Genomic DNA, 19,889 nt, shown 5'->3' with positions numbered 1-19,889 from the left:
TTCCCGTCTGAAAGGTAGGGGGTTTCTGTGAAAGCCATCAAGTATCTCATGATTGGTTCACTGTTCTTGGTTGCAACTGCATGCAGCAATGGCGCAACGGAAGAGCAAACAGAAGTTGCAGATGCAGATAAAAGTGCGATGAAGCTATACAAAAATAATTGCATGAGCTGCCACGGTAACGATTTATCCGGTAGGGTAGGTCCAGGCTTGCAGCAAGTTGGCTCGAAAATGACGGAGGAAAAACTCGTTGAAATAATTACGGTCGGCGCAAATGGCATGCCTGGTTATGAAAATGTGCTCAGCACCGAGGAAATCGGCCAGTTAGCGAAGTGGCTCTCTGAGAAAAAGGAATAGGAGAGGGGCGGTACCATGAAAAAAACAGCTTGGTTGATCATGCTCAGTATCCTGATGGTTTTGATAACTGCGTGTGGTCCAGCAAGATATGATCTAAACAATCCGGTTCATCCATTTGCGTATACAGATCAGGAAGGGAAGCCTTTCTCTTCAACTGATTTAGAAAACAAGGTATGGATCGCCAACTTTATTTTTACGTATTGTGGAACCGTCTGTCCGACGATGACAGCAAACATGGCCGAATTGCAGAAAAAAGCAAAAGAAGCGGGTCTGGATGTGGAGTTCGTCTCCTTTTCCGTCGATCCAGAAAGAGACACGCCAGAAGCATTAAAAACGTATCTCAGCAAATTCAATGCCGATTTCTCAAACTGGCACGCTTTGACTGGCTATACATTCGAGGAGATCAAAACGTTCATTCTCAAATCGTTTAAGACACCGATATCCAAGGACCCGAACTCCGATCAGGTTATCCACGATACGCTGTTGTATCTGGTCGATCAACAAGGGAATCTGGTTGGTCGCTATGACGGGATGACGGACGTGTCCTACGATAAAATTATCGAGGATATTAAATTGTTGCAACAGTAGGGGAGACCCTCGGATACACCGAATATAGGAGAACAAGCGAATTTCTTCTAGGAGAGCAGGGGAGGTCAATATGTCTAATCCGCAACAAAACGTTCGAGTTGCTGTTGTTCAAGCTGCTTCTGTCATCATGGACCTTGAGGCAAGTACGGAAAAGGCTGTTTCACTGACACTGGAAGCAGGAGAAAAGGGAGCGAAAATCGTTGTTTTTCCCGAAGCTTTTATCCCGGCGTATCCGAGAGGCCTTACTTTTGGGACAAAAGTAGGCAGTCGTTCCCATGAGGGGCGTAAAGACTGGTTTCGTTATTGGGACAATTCGATTGTCGTCCCGAGTGAAGAGACAGACAAGCTCGGGGAGGCAGCTCGCAAAGCTGGCGTGTATCTCGTCATTGGTGTGATCGAGAGAGACAATGAAAATAGCGGCGGTACCCTATATTGTTCCGTCTTATTTTTCGGACCTGATGGTGAGTTGCTCGGCGTGCATCGCAAGCTGAAGCCGACTGCATCCGAACGGTTGATTTGGGGCGAAGGGGACGGAAGTACTTTGCCGGTATTCGATACTCCTTACGGTAAGATCGGGGCCTTGATTTGTTGGGAGAATTATATGCCGTTAGCGCGAGCAGCGATGTATGCAAAAGGCGTGCAAATCTACATCGCGCCTACAGCAGATGCGAGGGATGCATGGCAAGCTACCATCCGCCATATCGCGTTGGAAGGCAGATGCTTCGTCTTATCGAGCAATCAGTACGTAACAAAAGATATGTATCCGACTGATTTGGCTTGCTACGAAGATCTGGCTTCTTCGCCAGACGAGATGAGCAGAGGTGGAAGTGCGATTGTGGGGCCATTGGGTGACTATATCGTCGAGCCTGTTTTTGGTCGGGAGGAGATTCTCTACGCTGATCTAGACATTCGCGATATCGCTTATAGCCAATTCGATTTTGATGTCGTTGGACATTACTCGCGACCGGATGTTTTTACATTGTTGGTGAATGAAGAGAAAAAAGAGAATGTGAAGTGGATGAAGTAGAGCTTATATAATATAAAAAAGATCTCCATTTGCTTGATACAAGCGGTGGAGGTCCTTTTTGTAGCTACCGTGGTGGGGGAAGAAGCGCATTTCCAGTCTACGCTTCGGCCTACGCCCTGCAAGGGGGGATTTGACTGTCCGCACCGGAATAAATGGCGGGAGCGCTTCAAACGTAGAGGTTTCAAAGAGGTATTCCATAGGTGAAGCTGAAATTCCCCGCCATTTATTCCGGTGCTGGGATGGGCTCCAGAGGCGCTTGGACTGGAAATGCGCTTCGCCTACGTTGCTTTGGCATAAAACTTGAACGTGAATCCAAAGCAGTAGATCAGTGAATCAAGCTCCCCTGTTCTAACAAGCAAGACGCTCAAAAAGCTGGAAATAACCAAAAGCTGTACGAAAGTCCTGTCACATGTTTGGAAGGAGACCGCCCGAACGTAGAGAGGATACAGGTGACTGGAAAACATGTGGCAGGGCTTCTCCCGACCACAATCGTTGGTGGACAACTTTACTATTACAAAACAGTCTTCAACGCATCCGCAAATTTAGCGACACCCAGCGTAATTTCCTCTTCTTTTGGTCGCGCAAAGGTAAAGCGAATGTAGCCGGAGTCTGAACCATACACACTTCCTGGCACAAAAACGACGCCTCTGCGAAGGGCTTCTTCAAATAATTGGTTGTCGTTCACATCTAGGTTAATTTTACACCACAAGTGTAATCCGCCTTGGGGAACGGTGAACGAAAGCTCATTGGGCAACTCTTTTTGCAGTGCCTCCACAAGCAAATCTCTTCTGTACTGTAAATGCATACGTAACCGCTCTAAATGCGGCAGGAAGTTATCGGAATGCAAAAACTGGGCCGCGATTTTTTGTGGCACCACGCTCAGACCAAAATCCATCTGCTGGCGGGCATCTGCCAAACGTTCGACAACGGAATGAGGCGCCACCATCCAACCGACTCGTAAACCGGATGCAGCAATTTTGGAAAAGGAACCGATGTAGAGAACGGAGCCAAGCTGATCCAATGATTTGAGCGGCAGTGGAGGCTTGCCGTCATAGGAAGTCAGACTGAAAGGATCGTCCTCTACAATCGGAAGACCAAGTTCGCTTGCTACATCCAACAGCTGCGTGCGCCGAGCGGGATCAAGACAAACCCCTGTAGGGTTTTGAAAAGTAGGATTGATAAAGATCATCTTGATCCGATGCTTTTTATATAAAGCTCGAATATCTTCTGGATTCATTCCGTTATTGCTGACAGGAAGGCGGAACAGACGAAGGCCAGCAGATTGAAACATAGGCAACGAGTAACAATAAGAGGGGTCTTCGATGGCAACTGCATCGCCGGGTGCAAGAAGACATTGGGTGATCAAATACAGAGATTGTTGAGAACCCGACGTGATGAGGATGGAAGAGTCAGTTGTCTGCACATTCCGGTATCGTGACAAATACGAGACCAGCTCTTCACGCAATGGTGTGAAGCCTTGCGGATTGTCGTATCCTAGATATTCGGTGAAGGGGTTTTCCTTCATCTGGGTACTGATTTCCTTGCCGGGTGAGAGCTGGGAAGACAATTCTCCACTCGCAAAATCGATGAGGCTGCTGTCTTTTTGCAAGGCCTCTCTGATCCGACGCAGATAAGATAAATTCGGGAGGAATTGACCACCTTCTACATATCGATGCCAGTTCGGTGTATGCTTCGGAGTTGCCTCCCATTTATTTTTACTCACACGAGTACCGCTTCCTGTTCTGCTCTCGATGATGCCTAATGCCCGAAGTTCCTCGTACGCTAAAATAACAGTGCTTCGGTTTACTCCTAATTGCTCAGCCAGTTTTCTCTCAGAAGGGAGCAGGCTCCCAGGAGGGAACTCTCCATATGAAATTCTACGTTCAATCTCATCGGCTATTTGGTGATATAGAGTTTGACTGCTCGACCGATCAGGCTTCCAAATGATAATCACAACCTTGCACATATTCATTGTTTGTTATATGGGGTAATCCATTTCATCATAACATTGTTAAGAAAAATACATGTGACAAAACCGTTCCAAACTGTTGAACAATGGATGGGGAAAAAATCATGAATTGGATGGTTCCATTTCTGAATGAGTATGATTAGGTTTCCATTTAGTGGTGATGAATAATCGTGATAAAAATAGATAGATTTTTCTTACAAAGAGAAAGGGTGTGTCAATCCGATCGAGAATGAGTAAAGACATCTGGCGGATTATTAAAAAGTAGGGAAAGGAGGCGTGATCAGCATTGAGTAATTTGACGTTACGGTATTTGAAGGTTTTGGTTGTAGCATTATCCGCAGCATTTGGAACAGCCATTTTCTTAGGAAATCTTATGGACTACCATTCCAATTATCAATTTGTCCAACATGTTCTGTCCATGGATACCACGTTTGAGGGGAACGCACTTATGTGGCGAGCGATTACTAATCCGACTGCTCACACCATTGCTTATATCGGAATCATCATTGCGGAAGGGGTGTTTTCACTTTTTGGTTGGATTGCTGCCGGAAAGATGCTGCGTTCTGTAAAGAAAGATGCAAAAACGTTCAATAACTCTAAAGCATTCGCATACATCGCTTATATGGTTGCTTTTTGCATCTGGTTTTTCGGTTTTGCGATTGTTGGCGCAGAGTGGTTCGCTATGTGGCAATCACAAGTATGGAATGGTCAGCAGGTAGCGTTTAACATTACAGAGGTAATGATTGGATTCGTTGTCTTGGTTTCCTTGCGAGATCGAGAATTAAATGATACGTAAAACAAGAGCCACGTTCCTTTGAGAGCGTGGCTTTTTGGTTTGAAACGCATTTTTTGTTCGGAGTTAAATATGCGAGGGAATCACGAACGTCGGGTTATGCTGGTTCAAAATATCTTCCATTCGCTGACGCACTGTCTCTTTATACGAGGGATCTGGCAGAATGTAAAAGCGATTGCTCTTGATCGCCAGGAAGGTGTGATCAGCTACTTCTTTCGGAGAAATTCCTTGCTCAACACCTGAGCGAATGAACTGGTCGATGGCGGTGGTCATCGGTGAGGGCTCCACGATATCTCCTGGTTTGCTGTACTCGGCTGGACGATTGCGATTGGCATCACATATTTGCGTCTGAACAAAGCCGGGGCATAAAACGGAAACACCGATTTTGGATTGGATCATTTTCAATTCGTGGTAGAGGGTTTCCGACAGACTGACTAACGCATGCTTGCTTACACGATAAATGCTATTCCCAGGTCCGGACTCAAGGCCAGCGAGAGAGGCGGTGTTCACGATGTGGCATTCAGTCCCTTGTTTTAACATCATGGGTATGAAAATTTGTGTAGCGTGAATAGCTCCCCACAAGTTCACATTCATGACCCATTGCCAATCAGCGAGGGTGCTTTGCCAGATTGTCGAGCCTGCCCCAACTCCTGCATTGTTGAACAATAGATGGACAGCACCGAACGAGTCTAGCGTTTTCTGTGCAAGAGTTTGGATATCTTTTTCTTTGCTTACGTCCGTTACAACGGCGAGGACAGTTGCTCCTGCTGCCTTTAACTCTTGCTCTACTCGTTGGAGCGCCGCTACTTCCACATCGGCAAGAACAACCTTCATCTGCTCCTCAGCACAGCGCGTTGCCAAAGCGCGACCGATACCACTGGCCGCTCCGGTAATGACCGCTACTTTGTTTTCAAACTGATTCATGATAGGCCTCCTTCAAATTGAAAACAAACATTTGTATATGATGTTTTGATTATAATAGACATTTTAAATAAATGTCTATTTTTAATTGTGTGCGAGTGCAATCGGATATACTGCGAGCTTGTGGTGAAGCTTGTTGATTGGGTGGCAAACAGGCGGGGGATGGTCGAACTTAAAGCATTGCAGTTTCCCAATCCGTATCCTTCACGGGAGGCTTTGCTTCATTGGAAGAAAGAGTTGGATGCAGCAAACAGAAAAAGCTAAAAAAGCACCCATTTGCGGGTGCTTTTACTCAGTGAGGGGGAATCGTTGTTTCCTTATTGCACTTTGTAAGACATCAAAATTTCTTGCGCGAGCGGCTTCCACTCTTCCATTTGTGCCTCGGTGCAATTGAAGGTGGTCATCAGCATTTTGCCGTCGAGTTCTGTAAAGAAAATGAGGTTGTAAATTTTCGTATCAGCGCCAGGTGTCAGCAGTTCAAACACACCAACGTTTTTCCCGTTGATTTGGATTACTTCATCGCGATACCAGGTTGCATCTTTGTACAAATTGGAAAACGCTTTTTTCATCGGGTCTTTCATGTCTTTGATAAGGCTGTCCTCTAGAATAGGGGTTTCCGTATGACTAAACGCGATGTTAATGGTGCCTTTTTCATCGGTATAAATCAAGGAAGGGCGATTGTCCATTGGGTATTTTACTTTCGCCATCTCTTCAGACATGACAGTAAAGCCTTTTGGAATCAAGATTTCTACTTTGTCGTTCAGAACCTTTTTCGCTTCCAGCTTGTCGTTTGTTGTTGCAGTTGGCGCTGGTGCAGCAGAATCTGTTTTTGGCGCTTCAGTTGTTTTAGCAGCTTCTGTTGTTTGTGCTGCATTTTGCTCAGCTGGCTTTGTATCAGCTGGCTTGTTCGAACAAGCAGTGATAGCCAACATAGAGAGCAGCAAAGCTACGGATACTAGTTTTTTCATCTGAATAGATCCACCTTTTTAAACATAATTGGAAATGTACGGAATTTCCTTTCCGATTCTATCACGGTGTGTATAATAATGGAAATAGATAAGGATAATTGAGAATATTCTAATAATGATCATTCTCTCTTACATGCTCATAGGGACTAGGACAAAATACACCCATTCAACCAATGGTGAAATGGGCGTATTTTCCTATTTTCATATATTGTGTGTCGTCATATAGCGGTTGCGAATCTTCTCTCCCAAATAATTTACCGCAAAACGGACAAACGCCCAGTTCCAACCCATATAAATACCGAAATTGTTCAACTGTGCAACATGCCCGAGCATGACAAAGCGCTTGAAACGAGCCTTCCGACCTTTTGGCGCTTGCAGTCTGCCATTGATGCGAAGCGTACTCCATCCCCACAAATGGGTGAAGCAATAATGCAGGGCCTCAGATGACAGCTCCACATCACAATCGAGTGGATCGCATGTGGATTCAATCAACCCATCTGCTAGGGAAAAGCGAAAAAATATATTTTTTCAGGGATTTGTGTCACAAGATGTGCATGATGAGGATCGTAACAAGTGAACAGCAATCAACGAGTCGAAAGGATGAACCCACATGAAAAAGCAAGCACTTGTTACCGTTAGCATGGCAGCACTCCTTCTCTCAGCGGTATCCCCAGTTGGGATCGCACAAGCGCAAACCAACATGGTAGCCGTAGCGAATAAAGCCCAAGCAATCACTTTTGATCAGCTCGTCAAAGAAATGGACAAAAAACAGCCTGTCTCCATGTACATCGAATCCACGCACACATCGAAAGCGAAGCAGGGCACCGAGACCCAAAAGGCAAAAACATGGGATAACACAATCAAAGGAGAATGGAGAGAGGAAGTCTCAGACGGGAAAAGGGTTCAGCATGCCGTAGGGAAGGCTGGACAGGTGGCGGCGTATCAAGAAGGCGGCAGAGGATTTGTCCACTCCGCAACGATTGGCACATACGATAACGAAATCAACAAGACGAAGCGAGAGCTCCAGCGCTTGAAAGTGGCGTTGCCAGATTCGAAGGTCGCGATTACCGTGAAGGAAGCACAACTGTTGAATCGAGCCGTGTATCACGTCGTCAAAATAGAAGACGCGAAAATCGATGGCAAGCCTCACCATTACCAGGATGACCTGTGGATCGACAAAGAGACAGGGCTGCTGCTCAAGCGCACCTTCACCCATAATCAAGCACAAGCATTTTCCTACACCGTAGACAAGGTGGATTTCCAACCGGTTTTTGATGAGAAAACATTCGAAGTAAGCATTCCAGCGGGTGTGGAGCAGCGCAAATTTTCCCCTGAGGTGGAAAAGGAAGTAGCCGAGGTGACGAAGCTTTTCCCAGACACTGCACAATTTTCCGATTATGATGATTACGGCATCGAAGGTAACTGGCAACTCCTGAAAATGTTTGAAGCGCAAAAACGGGTGTACAGTCCGACTCCTCGTGCAGAAGCTTTCGTTATCATGGATACCCGTACAAACGAATTGAGTAAAGTAATGATCCAAAATCCAGATTGGGTGTCGAAAAAGCTCCCTGCCGAGAAGATGGCAAAAGAGAAAGCAGCCGCTTTCCTGAAACAGTTGGTGGGCGATCAAGCAAGCCAGTATAAAGTAGAGGCAAAGGTTGAGCAGGGCGGTGGCGGTGCCATTTTTGAAGACTACGTCTATGGGTTTGTGACAGCAGACGTGACGTTCCGTCCAGCCAAAGGCAAGGGGATAACTATTTCTGTGGATGAAGCAGGTCGTATTGTAGGCTTTCAGTACGGGGAATAAGGTTTAGTATCAACCTGACAGCTGTCGTTTTGTGCGATGGCTGTTTTTATGTTGCATATGAAACAAAGTCGCCATTGTTGGCGACTTTGTCATGTTTATTAGTTTGGTAACACGTAAGTATATACGGAATAGTTGAAGTTATTGTTGTCCAAATCATAAGATACGCCTTCAACTAGGAGGTTGTATTCTTTTCCAGCTACTAAGTCAACATCGAAATAGTCCTTTTCCCGAGTTGTTGCGTATTTGTAGTTACGGTTTAACACTAGAGTGAATTCTTGCTTATTAGCTTTAGAGTAGGCGATTTGAAAACGGACTTTTTGATTTACGGCAGGAGTAAACTTGAAGTAATCTTGCGGGTCTCCGTTTCTATTCAGTTTACCGTTAATTTGGTTTCCATCAGCTACATGAAAAACATTTGCTGTGTCTTTGGTATTGTTTGGTTCATTATCAGGGTATACGGCAGCAAATGCGGATGCAGATGTACTTAGTACGAGTGTTAGGGCAAGTAGACCAGTAGTAGCAAACTTCTTCATGTAAATACCTCCTGAGTATGTAAAATTTGGGACAAATACAACATATCAATTATTTGGATAATTGTAAATATGTTCTAATTACGTTCACTAATCTTTCACATTTATTGATTAAGGAAGACTCACTGAAATTTATATAAAACGACAAAAAGCATTCGGAATTCGAATGCTTTTTTACGTGGAGCCAATCGTTGGTTTTACCCGATAAAACGAATAATCTCTTCCTTCGTTTGTCTGGTTTTCGCACGAGGCTCATTTTTCCGGTAGCCAAAGGCCACCATGCAAGCGATGCCGAAGCGTTCTCTGTCGAGGAGTCCCTCCGCCGCGAGGATATCCTCGACCTTTTCTTTTGCAAAGCCTTCAATGGGGCAGGAATCAATGCCGATCATGGCAGCAGAGGTCATCATATTGCCAAGCGCGATGTAGGTCTGTCTGGATGCCCATTCGAACATGACTCGCTCGTCGTCAAACAGGGCGAAATCATTTTTCAGGAAGTGATCGTAAGCCGCTCCTTTTTGCTGTACGACGTTTTCCGGCAGATCCTGCGTGTCTTTCATCATATGCTGGATATAATCGGAATCAGCGGCCATTTCTTGTTTGGTCCGCGCCAGTACGATGACGAAATGACTTGCGGTCGGCAGTTGTTTTTGCGCACCCCATGTGACGGGTAGCAGCTTTTCTCTAAGAGCTGGATCTTGCAGCACGAGGAAGTTCCATGGTTCAAAGCCAAAGGAGCTGGGCGACAGGCGAGCGGTCTCCATAATAAAATCAAAGTCTTCATTCGTAATTTTTTTAGCTGCATCAAACTCTTTGCAGGCGTGTCTGAATTGATAAGCTTCTATGATTTGATCTTTACGCATGATGTCATCCTACTTTCAAATAAATTTATGAAACCGTTGATAGAAAATGGGCGATTTCCTCGATGAGGGTCTCTCCTTTAAAAATGTTTTACAAAACTGAGCATACCGAATACACTAAAGAAAAGTAAGTACGCACTTTTTCGGTTAATACTTACGAAAAGGGAAGTGAGTGGGATGAAGAAGAGGCCATCGATGATGTACCTATTAAATGGCAAGGAATATCCTTGCCCGATCGAGCTTGCTGTCTCGGTTTTTGCGGGAAGATGGAAGGTATCGATCATTTGTCAGTTGCTTAAAGGGAAAAAAAGATACGGAGAGTTAAAGAAAAATATAATCGGTGTGAATCATAAAATGCTGGCAGAGCAATTGCGGGAGCTGGAGGAAGCAGGAATCGTCAAGCGAGAAGTGTATCCTGTCGTTCCGCCAAAAGTAGAGTACGAGTTGACAGAGCTAGGGCAAGGCTTGGGACCTGTCATTGATTATTTGCGAGAGTGGGGAGCTCATTTTCAAACAGATGCTACAGAAGAGTCTCTATCTACTGCTCATGGGTCATGAATACCGCCACCTGAAAAGGGTGGTTTTTTATTTTGTAACCTCCTTGTGGTTTTTCCGACTATTACATAGGACAAAAAAACAAACACAAAATTCCTTGGGAGGGAACAACTGTGAAACATACAAAGAAATTGGCAAGAACGTTATTCATGGCAAGTTTGTTGGCGGCAACTCCGCTATGGCTGCAACATCCAATAATGACCGTACAAGCTGCGACCAATCAAGGGCAGGGTTTGAAGCTCTCACCAGCAGCAGAAAAAACACTCCAGACGCTCTACGCCATCCAGCCTGGATTAAAAAGCATGGACAAAAAGATTAACGGATCGAAAAACGGTGTGTACGAGCTGCGCTTTGACAAAGGAGTTGCCCCAGGCAGGATGGAGCTGTATGCCATGGTGGGCCTGGAAGCAACGACAGGTGCTTTGCATAGCTACGAAAACGAACAGGAAATGCAGAAGCAAAACAATCAGCCATCGGAAGCGGTTGCCAAACAAAAATCTGCGGCATTTTTGCAAAAGCTCTTGGGCGATGATTTCAAAAAGTACAAAGCCACCCAGACAACCAAGGGTGAATGGGATGCTGTCACCTACACGCGCCACGAGCATGGTGTACCTGTGTTCACCGATCGTTATGTCGTTGGTGTCAACAGTTCGAGTGTCATGTACGTGAACACGTTTGAAGGCGCCACGCTCCGAGCAGCCTCCTCTTTGTTTGCCAAGCCAGGAAAGGTAATGTCCAAAGAAGAAGTGACGGGGAAAGTCGCTTCGCTTATGGAGCTCACTTATTCCGCGCATAAAAAGGAGACAGGAAAGCCGGCTTTGAAATACTCGCTGGAGTCGACCGGATACTTGGATGCTGTGACAGGAGAAGAAATTGAGAGTGCCTTCTCCCTTAAAAGTCGTTACTCGGATGTCATTGCGGTCAATTCAGGCGGCAAAAAGCTCACAGTCAGCAACGCCGATGAAGCTGCGAAGGTGCTGACAGAAGAATTTCAAATCAAGATGGATGGAATCACGTTAGAGACAGATACGCATACCCCAGCGGAAATGAAGGGGGAAGGGGAAACGATTTACAGGTCCAAGGGAAGAGACGGCAGGATCACGGTCTATACGAACAACAACGAAGTAACCGGTTTCCAAGTCCGTGGAAAAGTCGAGATGGCCAATGTTATACAGCATGGTAATAAACCGGCAAATGCCCAGCTTTCGTACGAGCAGGCAAAGGAAAAAGCGGTTCAGTTTTTGCAGCCGTACCTCGACGCTAGTGTGAAGGAGCTGAAGATCGATCAGACCAAGATCATGATGCCTTCTGCAACGGCATACAGCTTCAGCTTCTACGCTCTGCATGACGGTGTGGTTGTGACAGACCAGCAATACCTCGTCAACGTAGACGGACAGACCGGGGAAATCGTAAATTTCATGGACTACTTTACGAAGCCTGCTGTTCCTTTCCCGGACAAAAAGACCGCCATTTCCAAAGAAGCAGCCGCCAAACAGTTTTTGAAAGACCGTCCAGCTGTGCTCGGGTACATGTTCCCTGTTCAGAACGAGAAGGTGCAAGCAAAGCCAAGTCTGGTTTATTCTATCGACACGGTCTCTTACTTCTTGCTTGATGCGGTAACAGGAAAGTCATTCAAATAATCGTATTCGATCCCGCTTCCCATTATAAGAAGCGGGATTCCATCATGTCCTGTCGCGAGAAGAGGAGGAAGAAGCCTTGGATGCTCGAGAAGATCGAGGTCAGCAAGACATATCAGGGATATACAGGATGTATTCCAAAGAAGTCTATCAGTATCTCTATCATTTTATCGGAAGTCGGGAAGCCGCAGAGGATTTGACCCAAGAAGTGTTTGTACGCGTCATTAAATCCTTGCATAGATTTGAGGAGCGCTCGAGTATGCGCACTTGGATTTTACATATTGCCAAGCATGTCGCCATCGATGAATACAGAAAGAAACGGCTGCAAACGATTTTTGCCGGGACCTTGCTAAAGCTGTTGCCCAGCACAGAGGGTTTGCCGGAAAAAGAGCTGCAGGATAAAGAGGAACGTACTCATTTTGAAAAAGCGCTGCTACAGCTGAAGCCCAAGTACCGAAACGTCATCGTATTGCGGGGAATCAGAGAGTATACGGTGAAGGAAACAGCGGAAATTCTCGGCTGCACAGAGGCGAAGGTCAAGGTAGACTTTCACCGCGCGATGAAGATGGTAAAAGAAACGGCGTTACACATTTATGAAAAGGGGGCTGGTGTGCATGAAATTTCCTAGCGATGAAGAAGTGTTACAGGAATTTCGGAACAGACCGGATGCAGTCCCCCGCAGCGAGTTTTTGCACACATTGGAAAGAAAGCTGGTCGAGGTCGATCAACAGCATCGAAGCAGAAGTAAAACGCGACGCACGACAATTCGACTAGGATTATCCGCAGCGGTGCTGCTCGCAGTCTTTTTGTTGGCGCCGATTTTTACCCGGTTGATTACCCATCCGGAATCCATCACGACGACGCAGCCAGAAGTTCCGCTCGTGTTGAAGGGTCAGCAGTTGAAGCTGGCGGAAGTATCCCCTGCCGCGAAGCAAACCTTGGAAAAGCTGTTCAATCTCGTTCCGGAACTAAAGGCGATGGAACCCAAAGTCATCGGAATAGAAGATGGGATCTATGAGATTGTCTTCTATCAAAAGGGGCAAGGAAAGGAACAGCGGTACGCATCTGTGGAGATGGTGGCAGTCACGGGGAAAATGAGCCGCTACGAAAATGAGAAAGCGATGAATGAAGGGGCCCCTTCGCCTACAGAAGAACAAGCGAAGCGAGTATCTGCTGCCTTTTTACAAGCGCTGTTGGGAGACGAGTTCAAGCAGTACCAAATGAGTCAGACCAGCGGCAATGATTGGGATGCGGTGACCTATACGCGCTATGCAAATGGGCTTCCCGTTTTCACGGACCGATACATCGTTGGCGTCAACAGTAATATTGTCACATATGTCAATACGTTCGAAGCTGCGCCACTGCAAATATCGTCGGAGTCGTTTGCCGAGCCGGACTCTGTATTGTCCGAAGAAGAGCTCTCAGAGAAAGTGGCTTCGCTCATGGAGCTTACCTATTTTGCGAGTTCGAGAAATACGGGGAAGCCGTCATTGACGTATTCTCTTCAGACAACTGGCTATATGAACGCAGTGACAGGAGAAGAGGTATGGGGAGAAGCGTCGGATAAAAGCCTGTACTCAGATCCCATCCCGGTAACGCCTGGAGGCAAGAAGGTCGCTGTACAAACGGAGGAAGAAGTGGCGAAGGCTATGGCGGAACAGTTTCAGGTGAAGCTGGATGAATTTATCCTCACTGGTGGCGATAAGAAGTTGAAGGGCGAGCAGATGACGACCTACAAGGCCAAGGAAGGGCTAGGCAGAGTCACCATCTACTCAAACAACGGGGTAATCACAGGCTTTCAGGTGCGCCGCAGTAAAGAGATGGCCAGCTCCACACAGCATCAGAACCATCCAGTAAATGCCCAGCTTAGCTATGAGGAGGCCAAGGAAAAAGCCGTTCAGTTTTTGCAGCCTTATCTGGACAGCCGTGTGAAGGAGCTGAAGATCGACGAAATCAAAATTGCGATGCCTTCTGCAACGGCGTATAGCTTCAGCTTCTATGTTCTGCATGATGGTGTGATCGTTGCTGACCAGCATTACCTCGTCAATGTCGATGGGCAAACTGGGGAGATCGTGAATTTCATGGACTACTTCACGAGTCCGACTGAATCTTTCCCGGAATTGGACTCAGTCATATCGAGGGAAGAAGCAGCCAAGCGATTTTTGCAGAGCCATCCGGTCGAATTGGGGTATGTGCTTCCGGTAGTTGGTGGGAAGCTGCAACAAAAACCACTTCTGGTTTTTACGGTGGACACGATTTCTGGCTTTAGGCTGGATGCGCTAACAGGAAAGGCATTGAAATAAACATACGTGATCCCGCTTCTCATCATGAGGGGCGGGCTTTTTATTCACTCGGGGTTAGTAAATAAAATAGCAATCCATAAGAAACATGCTATCCATGAAAGCTCTAGAATTAACAGTAATTCACTGTCCGATAAGGAGGTATTCCGAATGATGAATGAACATGTCAATCATATTTCTCAAGAGGTACCCGAGCCTGATCCGGCTCTTACACGACTGAACATTTTTGTGGGGAAATGGGTGACAGACGGACTGATTATGGAAAGTCCTGCTGGGCCAGCCGCGAAGTTGAAAGCAATCGATACCTACGAATGGCTGCCTGGGGGATATTTTCTCATTCACCATGTAGATGGCATGATGGGGGATAAAGAAGTCAAGACCATTGAGATCATCGGCTATGATGCGACTAGTCAAATGTACTTCACGCACGCATATGACAATTATGGAAGCAGGAGTTCCTACTCTGCGAATTTATTGGGCACAGATTGGACGATCACAGGGAAAACCGAACGTTTTACCGGTAAGTTCAGTGTTGATGGCAACACGCTCATTGGCACTTGGGAATGGCTGGGCAATAATGAGAGTTGGGCACATTGGATGGATATTCGATTAACGAAGGTGGAGTAGAAGGATGAGGACACGAGCGGGAGCATCAGGTGAGGATGCTCCTTTTTTATGGTTGAATTTCATTTTATTAAAAAATACTTGAATAAAATTAAAGTTTTGGTTAATATAATTAAAGGCGGGAGGCGAGGCAATTCATGGAACGCGACGAAATTCCATCTTGGGTGTTAGCTCTGGACAAGGAGACCCTCGAATTTATCAGGAAGTTTATTATCAGTTCGGGCTCTCTCAAGGGTATGGCTGATGAGTACGGTGTATCGTACCCAACGGTGAGGGCCAAGCTCGACCGAATCATTAAAAAGATCGAATTACATAGCAAGGAAGCGGAAGTAGAGTTCGTGCAAATGATCAAAAACCTGGTCATTGACGAACGGATGAGTTTGGAGGTAGCCAAGCTCGTTATTGAAAAATACAAACAAGAAAGAGATGAAAACAGATGAGTACGGGGATGATTCAATTTTTGGTTGGGCTCGGTATTGTGGGGATGCAAAATTTACTCGGCAGACTGAATCACGCTTATTGGGGGGCGATCTTCCCTGGTTTCTTTCTAGCGTACCTGGTTTACGGTTATGTCACTGGTTTATTTAAAGAAGGCAGTGAACTGACTTTGATCTTGGTAGCACTTGGTGGGATCGCGATTCTATCATTGGCTTGGTCGGAAGGCAGAAGAGCGATGAAGGCGAAGAGGAAGAAAGAGATGGAGAGAATGGAGTTGCTTGATTTGTAGTGACTGGAACCACCTGAGTAGGGTGGTTTTTTGTTTTGATAATAGTAGCTGTTGTGGGGGAAAAAGCGTATTTCCAGTCTGCGCTCCCGCCATTTTTTCCTACGCTGGGGCGGGCTCCAGAGGCGCTTGGACTGAAAATGCGCTTCTTCTTACGCGACTTTTGTACACCAACTTAAACGTCGATTCACGAAGATGTAAACGACAAAATTAAAAAATCTTCTTCAACGGTGGAGATAACAAAAAACAGTCCCCGCAGAATGTATTCCGCAGAAACTGTCTTCAAAATCATACTTACTTCATAAATTTCGCTACCCCGTTAAAAATCCAATCTGCCCCATCTCCCGTAGAGTGCTGAATCAATTGCTCAGAACCGTTCATTTCTGCATACTGCTGTTCCTCTGCGGTAATCGGAATCATCCATAACAGATTCACAGGATCGCCAGTCATGAGCGGAAGGGGAATGGTCGGGGCATCCACAGGCTTTGCAAGCAGCATGGAGGAGAAGTGGCTGGTGATCTGACTGATTTCCTGGCACGGAATGGTATGACCTTGTGCGAGGAAGGTCATATACGACCACGGCAGAGAGGTTTGGCCACTGATGTAGGCGAACAATTGCTGTTCGTTTTGAGCAAGCCATTTGGTTTCGCAGGCAAAGGCCAGCTCGAATCGGCGTAATTGCTCCGGTTCTTCTGCATACTGCTCGACTTTTGGCTGACGCAATATGGACACGCCGAGCGTCATCGCATAGGTAACGTCTCCTTTTTCGATGGTCACTAATGCTTTCGGGGGCCAGTGTCCGCCGTCGATGCCGTAATACTGTTTAACTGGGCCGAGAGTCGAGGTAATCGCGTCCATGAACTGGTGCTGGATGTCAGGCCAAGGGTTGCCATCCCAGCTCGCCCAAAAATGCTGGGCAGCCTCGATGCGGGCAAACATGGCGTTCGTTTCTGGTGTTCCCAGCGGAAAGCATAAATGAGATTCTCCGGTGCAATCTCGCGCATACGAAGGATAGTGCGAGCCGTCCGGGGAAGGGCCAGCCCAGCCGGGAATCACACACAGCACCTCATCTTCATACAAAAGTGCCGCTGCATCGCCTTCCTCCAGCCAAACGATCGAGAGCTGTTCCGGGTCTAGCCTGTCTGCTCCATCCGGATGAGCGCAGCAATCGCGTGGAAGCATGGGAGCTTGACCATCCTGCATGGCATCGAAATCGATCGAGTCCGGTGCAGATCCGTAATTTCTTACCCAACAAGAGCGAATGCTGGCATGCTCCTCACCGGGATAATCCCACAAATAAAAAAAGACGCCGTTCTCGTCCTCTTCGACAAAAGCTTGAATCGGACAAATGGGGGAGAACTCCTCTAATAGGATGTTTTTCATAGGTTTCACCTTCAATCATCGTGATAGATTCGCCGATAACTATAAAGATTTGTGCTTGATTAAACAGGGTTAGAATACCATAATTGACTATTGATTACAAAATTCAGCACTGTGAAAATTTTTCCCCAGCTAAGGAGGTTACCTGATGAATCAATGCACCATCTATGTCTCCATACAACAATGCGAGAAGGTTGTCGCTGCGATTGTCGAGGCATTTCGTGATCAATTGGTAGAGGTATCCGCAGACGAGCGGGCCGTGACCGTGACAGATAAAAAATGGTTCAGCAAGAGCAAGATCACCTTCAATCTTATGCGCGAGGACGATGACCAAGAAGCGTTTCTCCAGATGAAAAAAGGGATGTACGGCTACTTCGCACAGATTGAAACGGAACATGAGAAAGTCCAGCAAAAGCTGTTGTACCAAATTACAGCGCTCAATCTGGCGGTAGGAATCGTGGCGAGTAAGGAGATCGATCAGAAGACGTTTGCGTCCATTATGGAAATTGCCAATGAAGTGCACGGGATTGTCTTTCTCCCTACCGGAGACATGCTCGATAAACAAGGAAGGCTGATTCTCAATACGGCAGGAGAATCCGAAGTGGACGATTTTCTGGTGACAGTCAGCGTAGACCTGATCGATGGACTTATTCAGCCCTCCCAATCAGGAGAAGCACGTAAGGAGCGGAGCATCAAGCTATTGCAGGAGCAAGGCATTCCGTACATTCCGCATCTTCCTGTCATCGTAGGAGACGAGGAAGTTGTCATCAGGAGCAAGGATGAGATGGTTCAGCGAGCGATTGCTCTATGCTTGATTGCGGTATATGCCGGAGGGATCGCCGAAAACGGACAAATCAAGGAAGAGCGGGAGTTCATCGAGGGAATTATTGAACAGTTTGGCGCTGCTGAATTCTTTACCGAAAAAGAGAGAGACTTCTTGAATGACCCACAGCCAGATCGAACCGATATGATTCAGATGGTGTGGATGTACGAATGCTACTGGGTACTGCTGTGGGCACTCGGCTATGTGGAAGAGCTCCATTTCCCAGATGAGATTTGTGATGTAAACACCGCGATTGACGCTCTCAGAAGCGCAGGTGATTATGGCACCTTCTACAGCAATGCGGTTGTGAGAAGCAAACAAGAGATTCTCGACCAAGCAGATTTAATCTACCGCTATGACTGGGCATGCGTGGATGCCCGCATCAACAATCGCACGGTTGCGGGCGGTTTGAATGACGAAGTAGTTGTTGAAAGACACAGAGCATTGAATTGGCTGGTTCGTTACATGGAGGATGACTGGGATCATGTGTCGACGGATACATAGGCTGTATTCGCGAAAAAGTGGGGCACCTAGTGTGATCTTCATAGCAGGAATGGGCGATAGCGGTGAGACATGGAAGATCGTTCAAGACCGTATCTCGCAGGAAGCGTCTACCTTATCCTACGATCGGGCGGGTATAGGCAGGAGTCCAGCGGCAGCGGTCGTCCCGCGGACTTGTCGCGACCTGGTCGAGGAGCTGTACGATTTGCTGCAGGAGATTGAGGTGGAGCCACCGTGTATTTTAGTCGGACATTCTTTTGGCGGTTTGGTCGCTAGACTATTTGCTAGTCTATATCCGCAGCTTGTTTCGGGGATGGTTTTGGTTGACGCCGCTCCCGAATATAAGGAGCTCGCATATGAAAAGGTTTTGCCTGACAACCTGATCGTAGCCAACAGGGAATATTACGAGAATCCGATGCTCAATCGAGAAAAGATCGATAAGATACGAAGCTATCAAGAGATCGTTGACTATTTTCGGCAAAGTGACATACCTGTCTCGATTATCACGAGAGGCTTACCGGACGTGTGGAACGAGGAATGGCCGAACGAGGAAATCTTAACAATCGAACAACGTCTGCAAGCCGATTTCAGGCGGCTTTCAACCTCAAGCAGGCAAAGAATGGCTACTCGAAGCGGGCATTATATTCATCACGATGAACCGGAAATGGTAATTGAGGAAATTTTGATCATGTTGAGGGAGATAAACACGTGAGCGATACAAGAACCCAGCTCATGCTGGATTGCTGCAATACATTGGGGACCCTGACCCGGAATTGCGGGATAAGTATTTACGAGGACATTCTCTTCGTTGCCGATTGCATTGATTTTGCGCCGTCACAGACAGAAGCCTTTTTTGGAACGAGCTGATTTCCAGCACGTGAAAACGGCCATGCTCCGCTATTTTCAAGAGGAGAAGGATTTGCGCGGCTATTTGTCCGAGGGAGGTTGGGCTCACAGTACCGCACACGGTGCAGACGTATTCGTAGAGCTAGTGCAGTGCCCAGAGAGCGACGAAGCCGTACAGCGAGACGTTCTTCATGCGATCCAGGGCGTGCTGCATAACGAAAAGCACATTTTCAATGAGGAAGAGGACGAACGACTCGCGAGCATCGTAGATACCATGATAGACAAAGGTTTGCTTACCGAGCAGGAACTCACTGACTGGATCAATGATTTGGCAAGCTGTGCCGAGCTTCCAAAAAGTCGTACTCAAGTTATTGCTCGGGTGAACAGCAAGAACTTTTTACGCTGTCTCTATTTCAGAAGGGCACGAGATAGCCGTGAAAATGAGCTGGTGATTGCCATGCTTGCTGCCTTAACGAAATGTAACAGGTTTGCGATCAGTTAATGGATGAAGGTTGATACCGTGATAGACGGTATCAACCTTGTCTTTTTTATACGAAGTTTTAAAAGTAGCGATTGAACCAACAAAGCTGGTAAGAAGAAAAAGCGTAGGGCTCGTAAACCTTGACAACGCCTACCCAGTCGGAACTTCAAAAAGGGGACCACGCTTGTCGAACACTTCTTCTTT

At 46.7% G+C, this 19,889-nt stretch carries 21 protein-coding genes and 1 pseudogene; 15 read left to right on the top strand and 7 right to left on the bottom strand.

Going from position 1 to position 19,889, the window contains the following annotated elements:
- The first annotated feature begins 27 nt into the window (after nucleotides 1–27).
- The 3 genes from ACKKE8_RS28130 to ACKKE8_RS28120 all read left to right on the top strand — a co-directional run bounded on the left by ACKKE8_RS28130 (nucleotide 28) and on the right by ACKKE8_RS28120 (nucleotide 1,969).
- Entirely contained in the window at nucleotides 28–354 is a 327-nt protein-coding gene (locus tag ACKKE8_RS28130; protein WP_409175909.1) for a c-type cytochrome, read from the top strand.
- Nucleotides 355–369: 15 nt separating this feature from the next.
- Nucleotides 370–942, top strand: a complete 573-nt coding sequence (locus ACKKE8_RS28125) for an SCO family protein (protein ID WP_409175908.1) — start codon at nucleotides 370–372, stop codon at nucleotides 940–942.
- Between the two features lie 70 nt (nucleotides 943–1,012).
- Entirely contained in the window at nucleotides 1,013–1,969 is a 957-nt protein-coding gene (locus ACKKE8_RS28120) for a carbon-nitrogen hydrolase family protein (RefSeq protein ID WP_409175907.1), read from the top strand.
- Between the two features lie 511 nt (nucleotides 1,970–2,480).
- Here ACKKE8_RS28120 and ACKKE8_RS28115 read toward each other — a convergent pair.
- Nucleotides 2,481–3,941 carry a PLP-dependent aminotransferase family protein gene (locus ACKKE8_RS28115; RefSeq protein WP_409175906.1) on the bottom strand — a complete coding sequence of 487 codons (1,461 nt, stop codon included), beginning with the start codon at nucleotides 3,939–3,941 and terminating at the stop codon, nucleotides 2,481–2,483.
- Between the two features lie 283 nt (nucleotides 3,942–4,224).
- On the opposite strand from ACKKE8_RS28115, the gene ACKKE8_RS28110 reads away from it, so the two are divergent.
- A complete protein-coding gene (locus ACKKE8_RS28110; protein WP_409175905.1) occupies nucleotides 4,225–4,734 on the top strand; it encodes a DUF2165 family protein in 510 nt (169 codons plus the stop codon).
- A 63-nt stretch (nucleotides 4,735–4,797) separates the two neighbouring features.
- Here the strand turns inward: ACKKE8_RS28110 and ACKKE8_RS28105 are convergent, their stop codons facing one another.
- The 3 genes from ACKKE8_RS28105 to ACKKE8_RS28095 all read right to left on the bottom strand — a co-directional run bounded on the left by ACKKE8_RS28105 (nucleotide 4,798) and on the right by ACKKE8_RS28095 (nucleotide 7,112).
- Nucleotides 4,798–5,655, bottom strand: a complete 858-nt coding sequence (locus tag ACKKE8_RS28105) for an SDR family NAD(P)-dependent oxidoreductase (RefSeq protein ID WP_409175904.1) — start codon at nucleotides 5,653–5,655, stop codon at nucleotides 4,798–4,800.
- 314 nt (nucleotides 5,656–5,969) lie between these two features.
- Nucleotides 5,970–6,620, bottom strand: a complete 651-nt coding sequence (locus tag ACKKE8_RS28100) for a hypothetical protein (protein ID WP_409175903.1) — start codon at nucleotides 6,618–6,620, stop codon at nucleotides 5,970–5,972.
- A 201-nt stretch (nucleotides 6,621–6,821) separates the two neighbouring features.
- A complete protein-coding gene (locus ACKKE8_RS28095; RefSeq protein WP_409175902.1) occupies nucleotides 6,822–7,112 on the bottom strand; it encodes a hypothetical protein in 291 nt (96 codons plus the stop codon).
- A gap of 118 nt (nucleotides 7,113–7,230) precedes the next feature.
- On the opposite strand from ACKKE8_RS28095, the gene ACKKE8_RS28090 reads away from it, so the two are divergent.
- Nucleotides 7,231–8,427, top strand: coding sequence for a hypothetical protein (locus ACKKE8_RS28090; protein ID WP_409175901.1), 1,197 nt, complete (start codon nucleotides 7,231–7,233; stop codon nucleotides 8,425–8,427).
- Nucleotides 8,428–8,525: 98 nt separating this feature from the next.
- Here ACKKE8_RS28090 and ACKKE8_RS28085 read toward each other — a convergent pair whose 3' ends face one another.
- Both ACKKE8_RS28085 and ACKKE8_RS28080 read right to left on the bottom strand, forming a co-directional pair.
- On the bottom strand, nucleotides 8,526–8,960 hold the full coding sequence (locus ACKKE8_RS28085) for a hypothetical protein (RefSeq protein WP_409175900.1): 435 nt from the start codon (nucleotides 8,958–8,960) through the stop codon (nucleotides 8,526–8,528).
- A gap of 194 nt (nucleotides 8,961–9,154) precedes the next feature.
- A complete protein-coding gene (locus tag ACKKE8_RS28080) occupies nucleotides 9,155–9,817 on the bottom strand; it encodes an NAD(P)H-dependent oxidoreductase (RefSeq protein ID WP_409175899.1) in 663 nt (220 codons plus the stop codon).
- A 192-nt stretch (nucleotides 9,818–10,009) separates the two neighbouring features.
- Between ACKKE8_RS28080 and ACKKE8_RS28075 the strand changes: the two genes are divergently transcribed.
- From ACKKE8_RS28075 to ACKKE8_RS28045, 7 genes are all read left to right on the top strand, one after another.
- The gene (locus ACKKE8_RS28075; RefSeq protein WP_409175898.1) at nucleotides 10,010–10,372 is read left to right on the top strand and encodes a winged helix-turn-helix transcriptional regulator; all 363 of its coding nucleotides are present in this window, start codon (nucleotides 10,010–10,012) and stop codon (nucleotides 10,370–10,372) included.
- Nucleotides 10,373–10,482: 110 nt separating this feature from the next.
- Complete coding sequence (locus ACKKE8_RS28070; protein ID WP_409175897.1) at nucleotides 10,483–12,009, top strand: YcdB/YcdC domain-containing protein; 1,527 nt, start codon at nucleotides 10,483–10,485, stop codon at nucleotides 12,007–12,009.
- 76 nt (nucleotides 12,010–12,085) lie between these two features.
- Complete coding sequence (locus ACKKE8_RS28065) at nucleotides 12,086–12,634, top strand: RNA polymerase sigma factor (protein ID WP_219663291.1); 549 nt, start codon at nucleotides 12,086–12,088, stop codon at nucleotides 12,632–12,634.
- Entirely contained in the window at nucleotides 12,621–14,309 is a 1,689-nt protein-coding gene (locus tag ACKKE8_RS28060; protein WP_409175896.1) for a YcdB/YcdC domain-containing protein, read from the top strand. The genes ACKKE8_RS28065 and ACKKE8_RS28060 overlap by 14 nt, the downstream gene beginning before the upstream one ends.
- A gap of 147 nt (nucleotides 14,310–14,456) precedes the next feature.
- Nucleotides 14,457–14,933 (top strand): DUF1579 family protein, encoded by a 477-nt coding sequence (locus ACKKE8_RS28055; RefSeq protein ID WP_409175895.1) that lies wholly within the window; start codon nucleotides 14,457–14,459, stop codon nucleotides 14,931–14,933.
- 134 nt (nucleotides 14,934–15,067) lie between these two features.
- Entirely contained in the window at nucleotides 15,068–15,370 is a 303-nt protein-coding gene (locus tag ACKKE8_RS28050; RefSeq protein WP_017251752.1) for a DUF2089 family protein, read from the top strand.
- The gene (locus ACKKE8_RS28045) at nucleotides 15,367–15,657 is read left to right on the top strand and encodes a hypothetical protein (RefSeq protein WP_409175894.1); all 291 of its coding nucleotides are present in this window, start codon (nucleotides 15,367–15,369) and stop codon (nucleotides 15,655–15,657) included. Before ACKKE8_RS28050 ends, ACKKE8_RS28045 begins: the two co-directional genes overlap by 4 nt.
- Before the next feature lie 291 nt (nucleotides 15,658–15,948).
- On the opposite strand, the gene ACKKE8_RS28040 is transcribed toward ACKKE8_RS28045, so the two are convergent.
- Nucleotides 15,949–17,037: a suppressor of fused domain protein gene (locus ACKKE8_RS28040; protein ID WP_409175893.1), complete on the bottom strand. Its 1,089-nt coding sequence runs from the start codon at nucleotides 17,035–17,037 to the stop codon at nucleotides 15,949–15,951.
- Between the two features lie 145 nt (nucleotides 17,038–17,182).
- On the opposite strand from ACKKE8_RS28040, the gene ACKKE8_RS28035 reads away from it, so the two are divergent.
- From ACKKE8_RS28035 to ACKKE8_RS28025, 3 genes and pseudogenes are all read left to right on the top strand, one after another.
- On the top strand, nucleotides 17,183–18,361 hold the full coding sequence (locus ACKKE8_RS28035; protein WP_409175892.1) for a DUF4272 domain-containing protein: 1,179 nt from the start codon (nucleotides 17,183–17,185) through the stop codon (nucleotides 18,359–18,361).
- Complete coding sequence (locus ACKKE8_RS28030; protein WP_409175891.1) at nucleotides 18,342–19,070, top strand: alpha/beta fold hydrolase; 729 nt, start codon at nucleotides 18,342–18,344, stop codon at nucleotides 19,068–19,070. Before ACKKE8_RS28035 ends, ACKKE8_RS28030 begins: the two co-directional genes overlap by 20 nt.
- 72 nt (nucleotides 19,071–19,142) lie before the next feature.
- Nucleotides 19,143–19,706, top strand: a pseudogene (locus ACKKE8_RS28025) (DUF2785 domain-containing protein); the annotation flags it as partial.
- Nucleotides 19,707–19,889: the final 183 nt, after the last annotated feature.

The organism is Brevibacillus fortis (assembly GCF_046196545.1).
Taxonomy (GTDB): domain Bacteria; phylum Bacillota; class Bacilli; order Brevibacillales; family Brevibacillaceae; genus Brevibacillus; species Brevibacillus fortis_A.
Note: the sequence above shows the minus strand (reverse complement) of the source record. Positions and strands in the feature narration are given on the sequence as shown.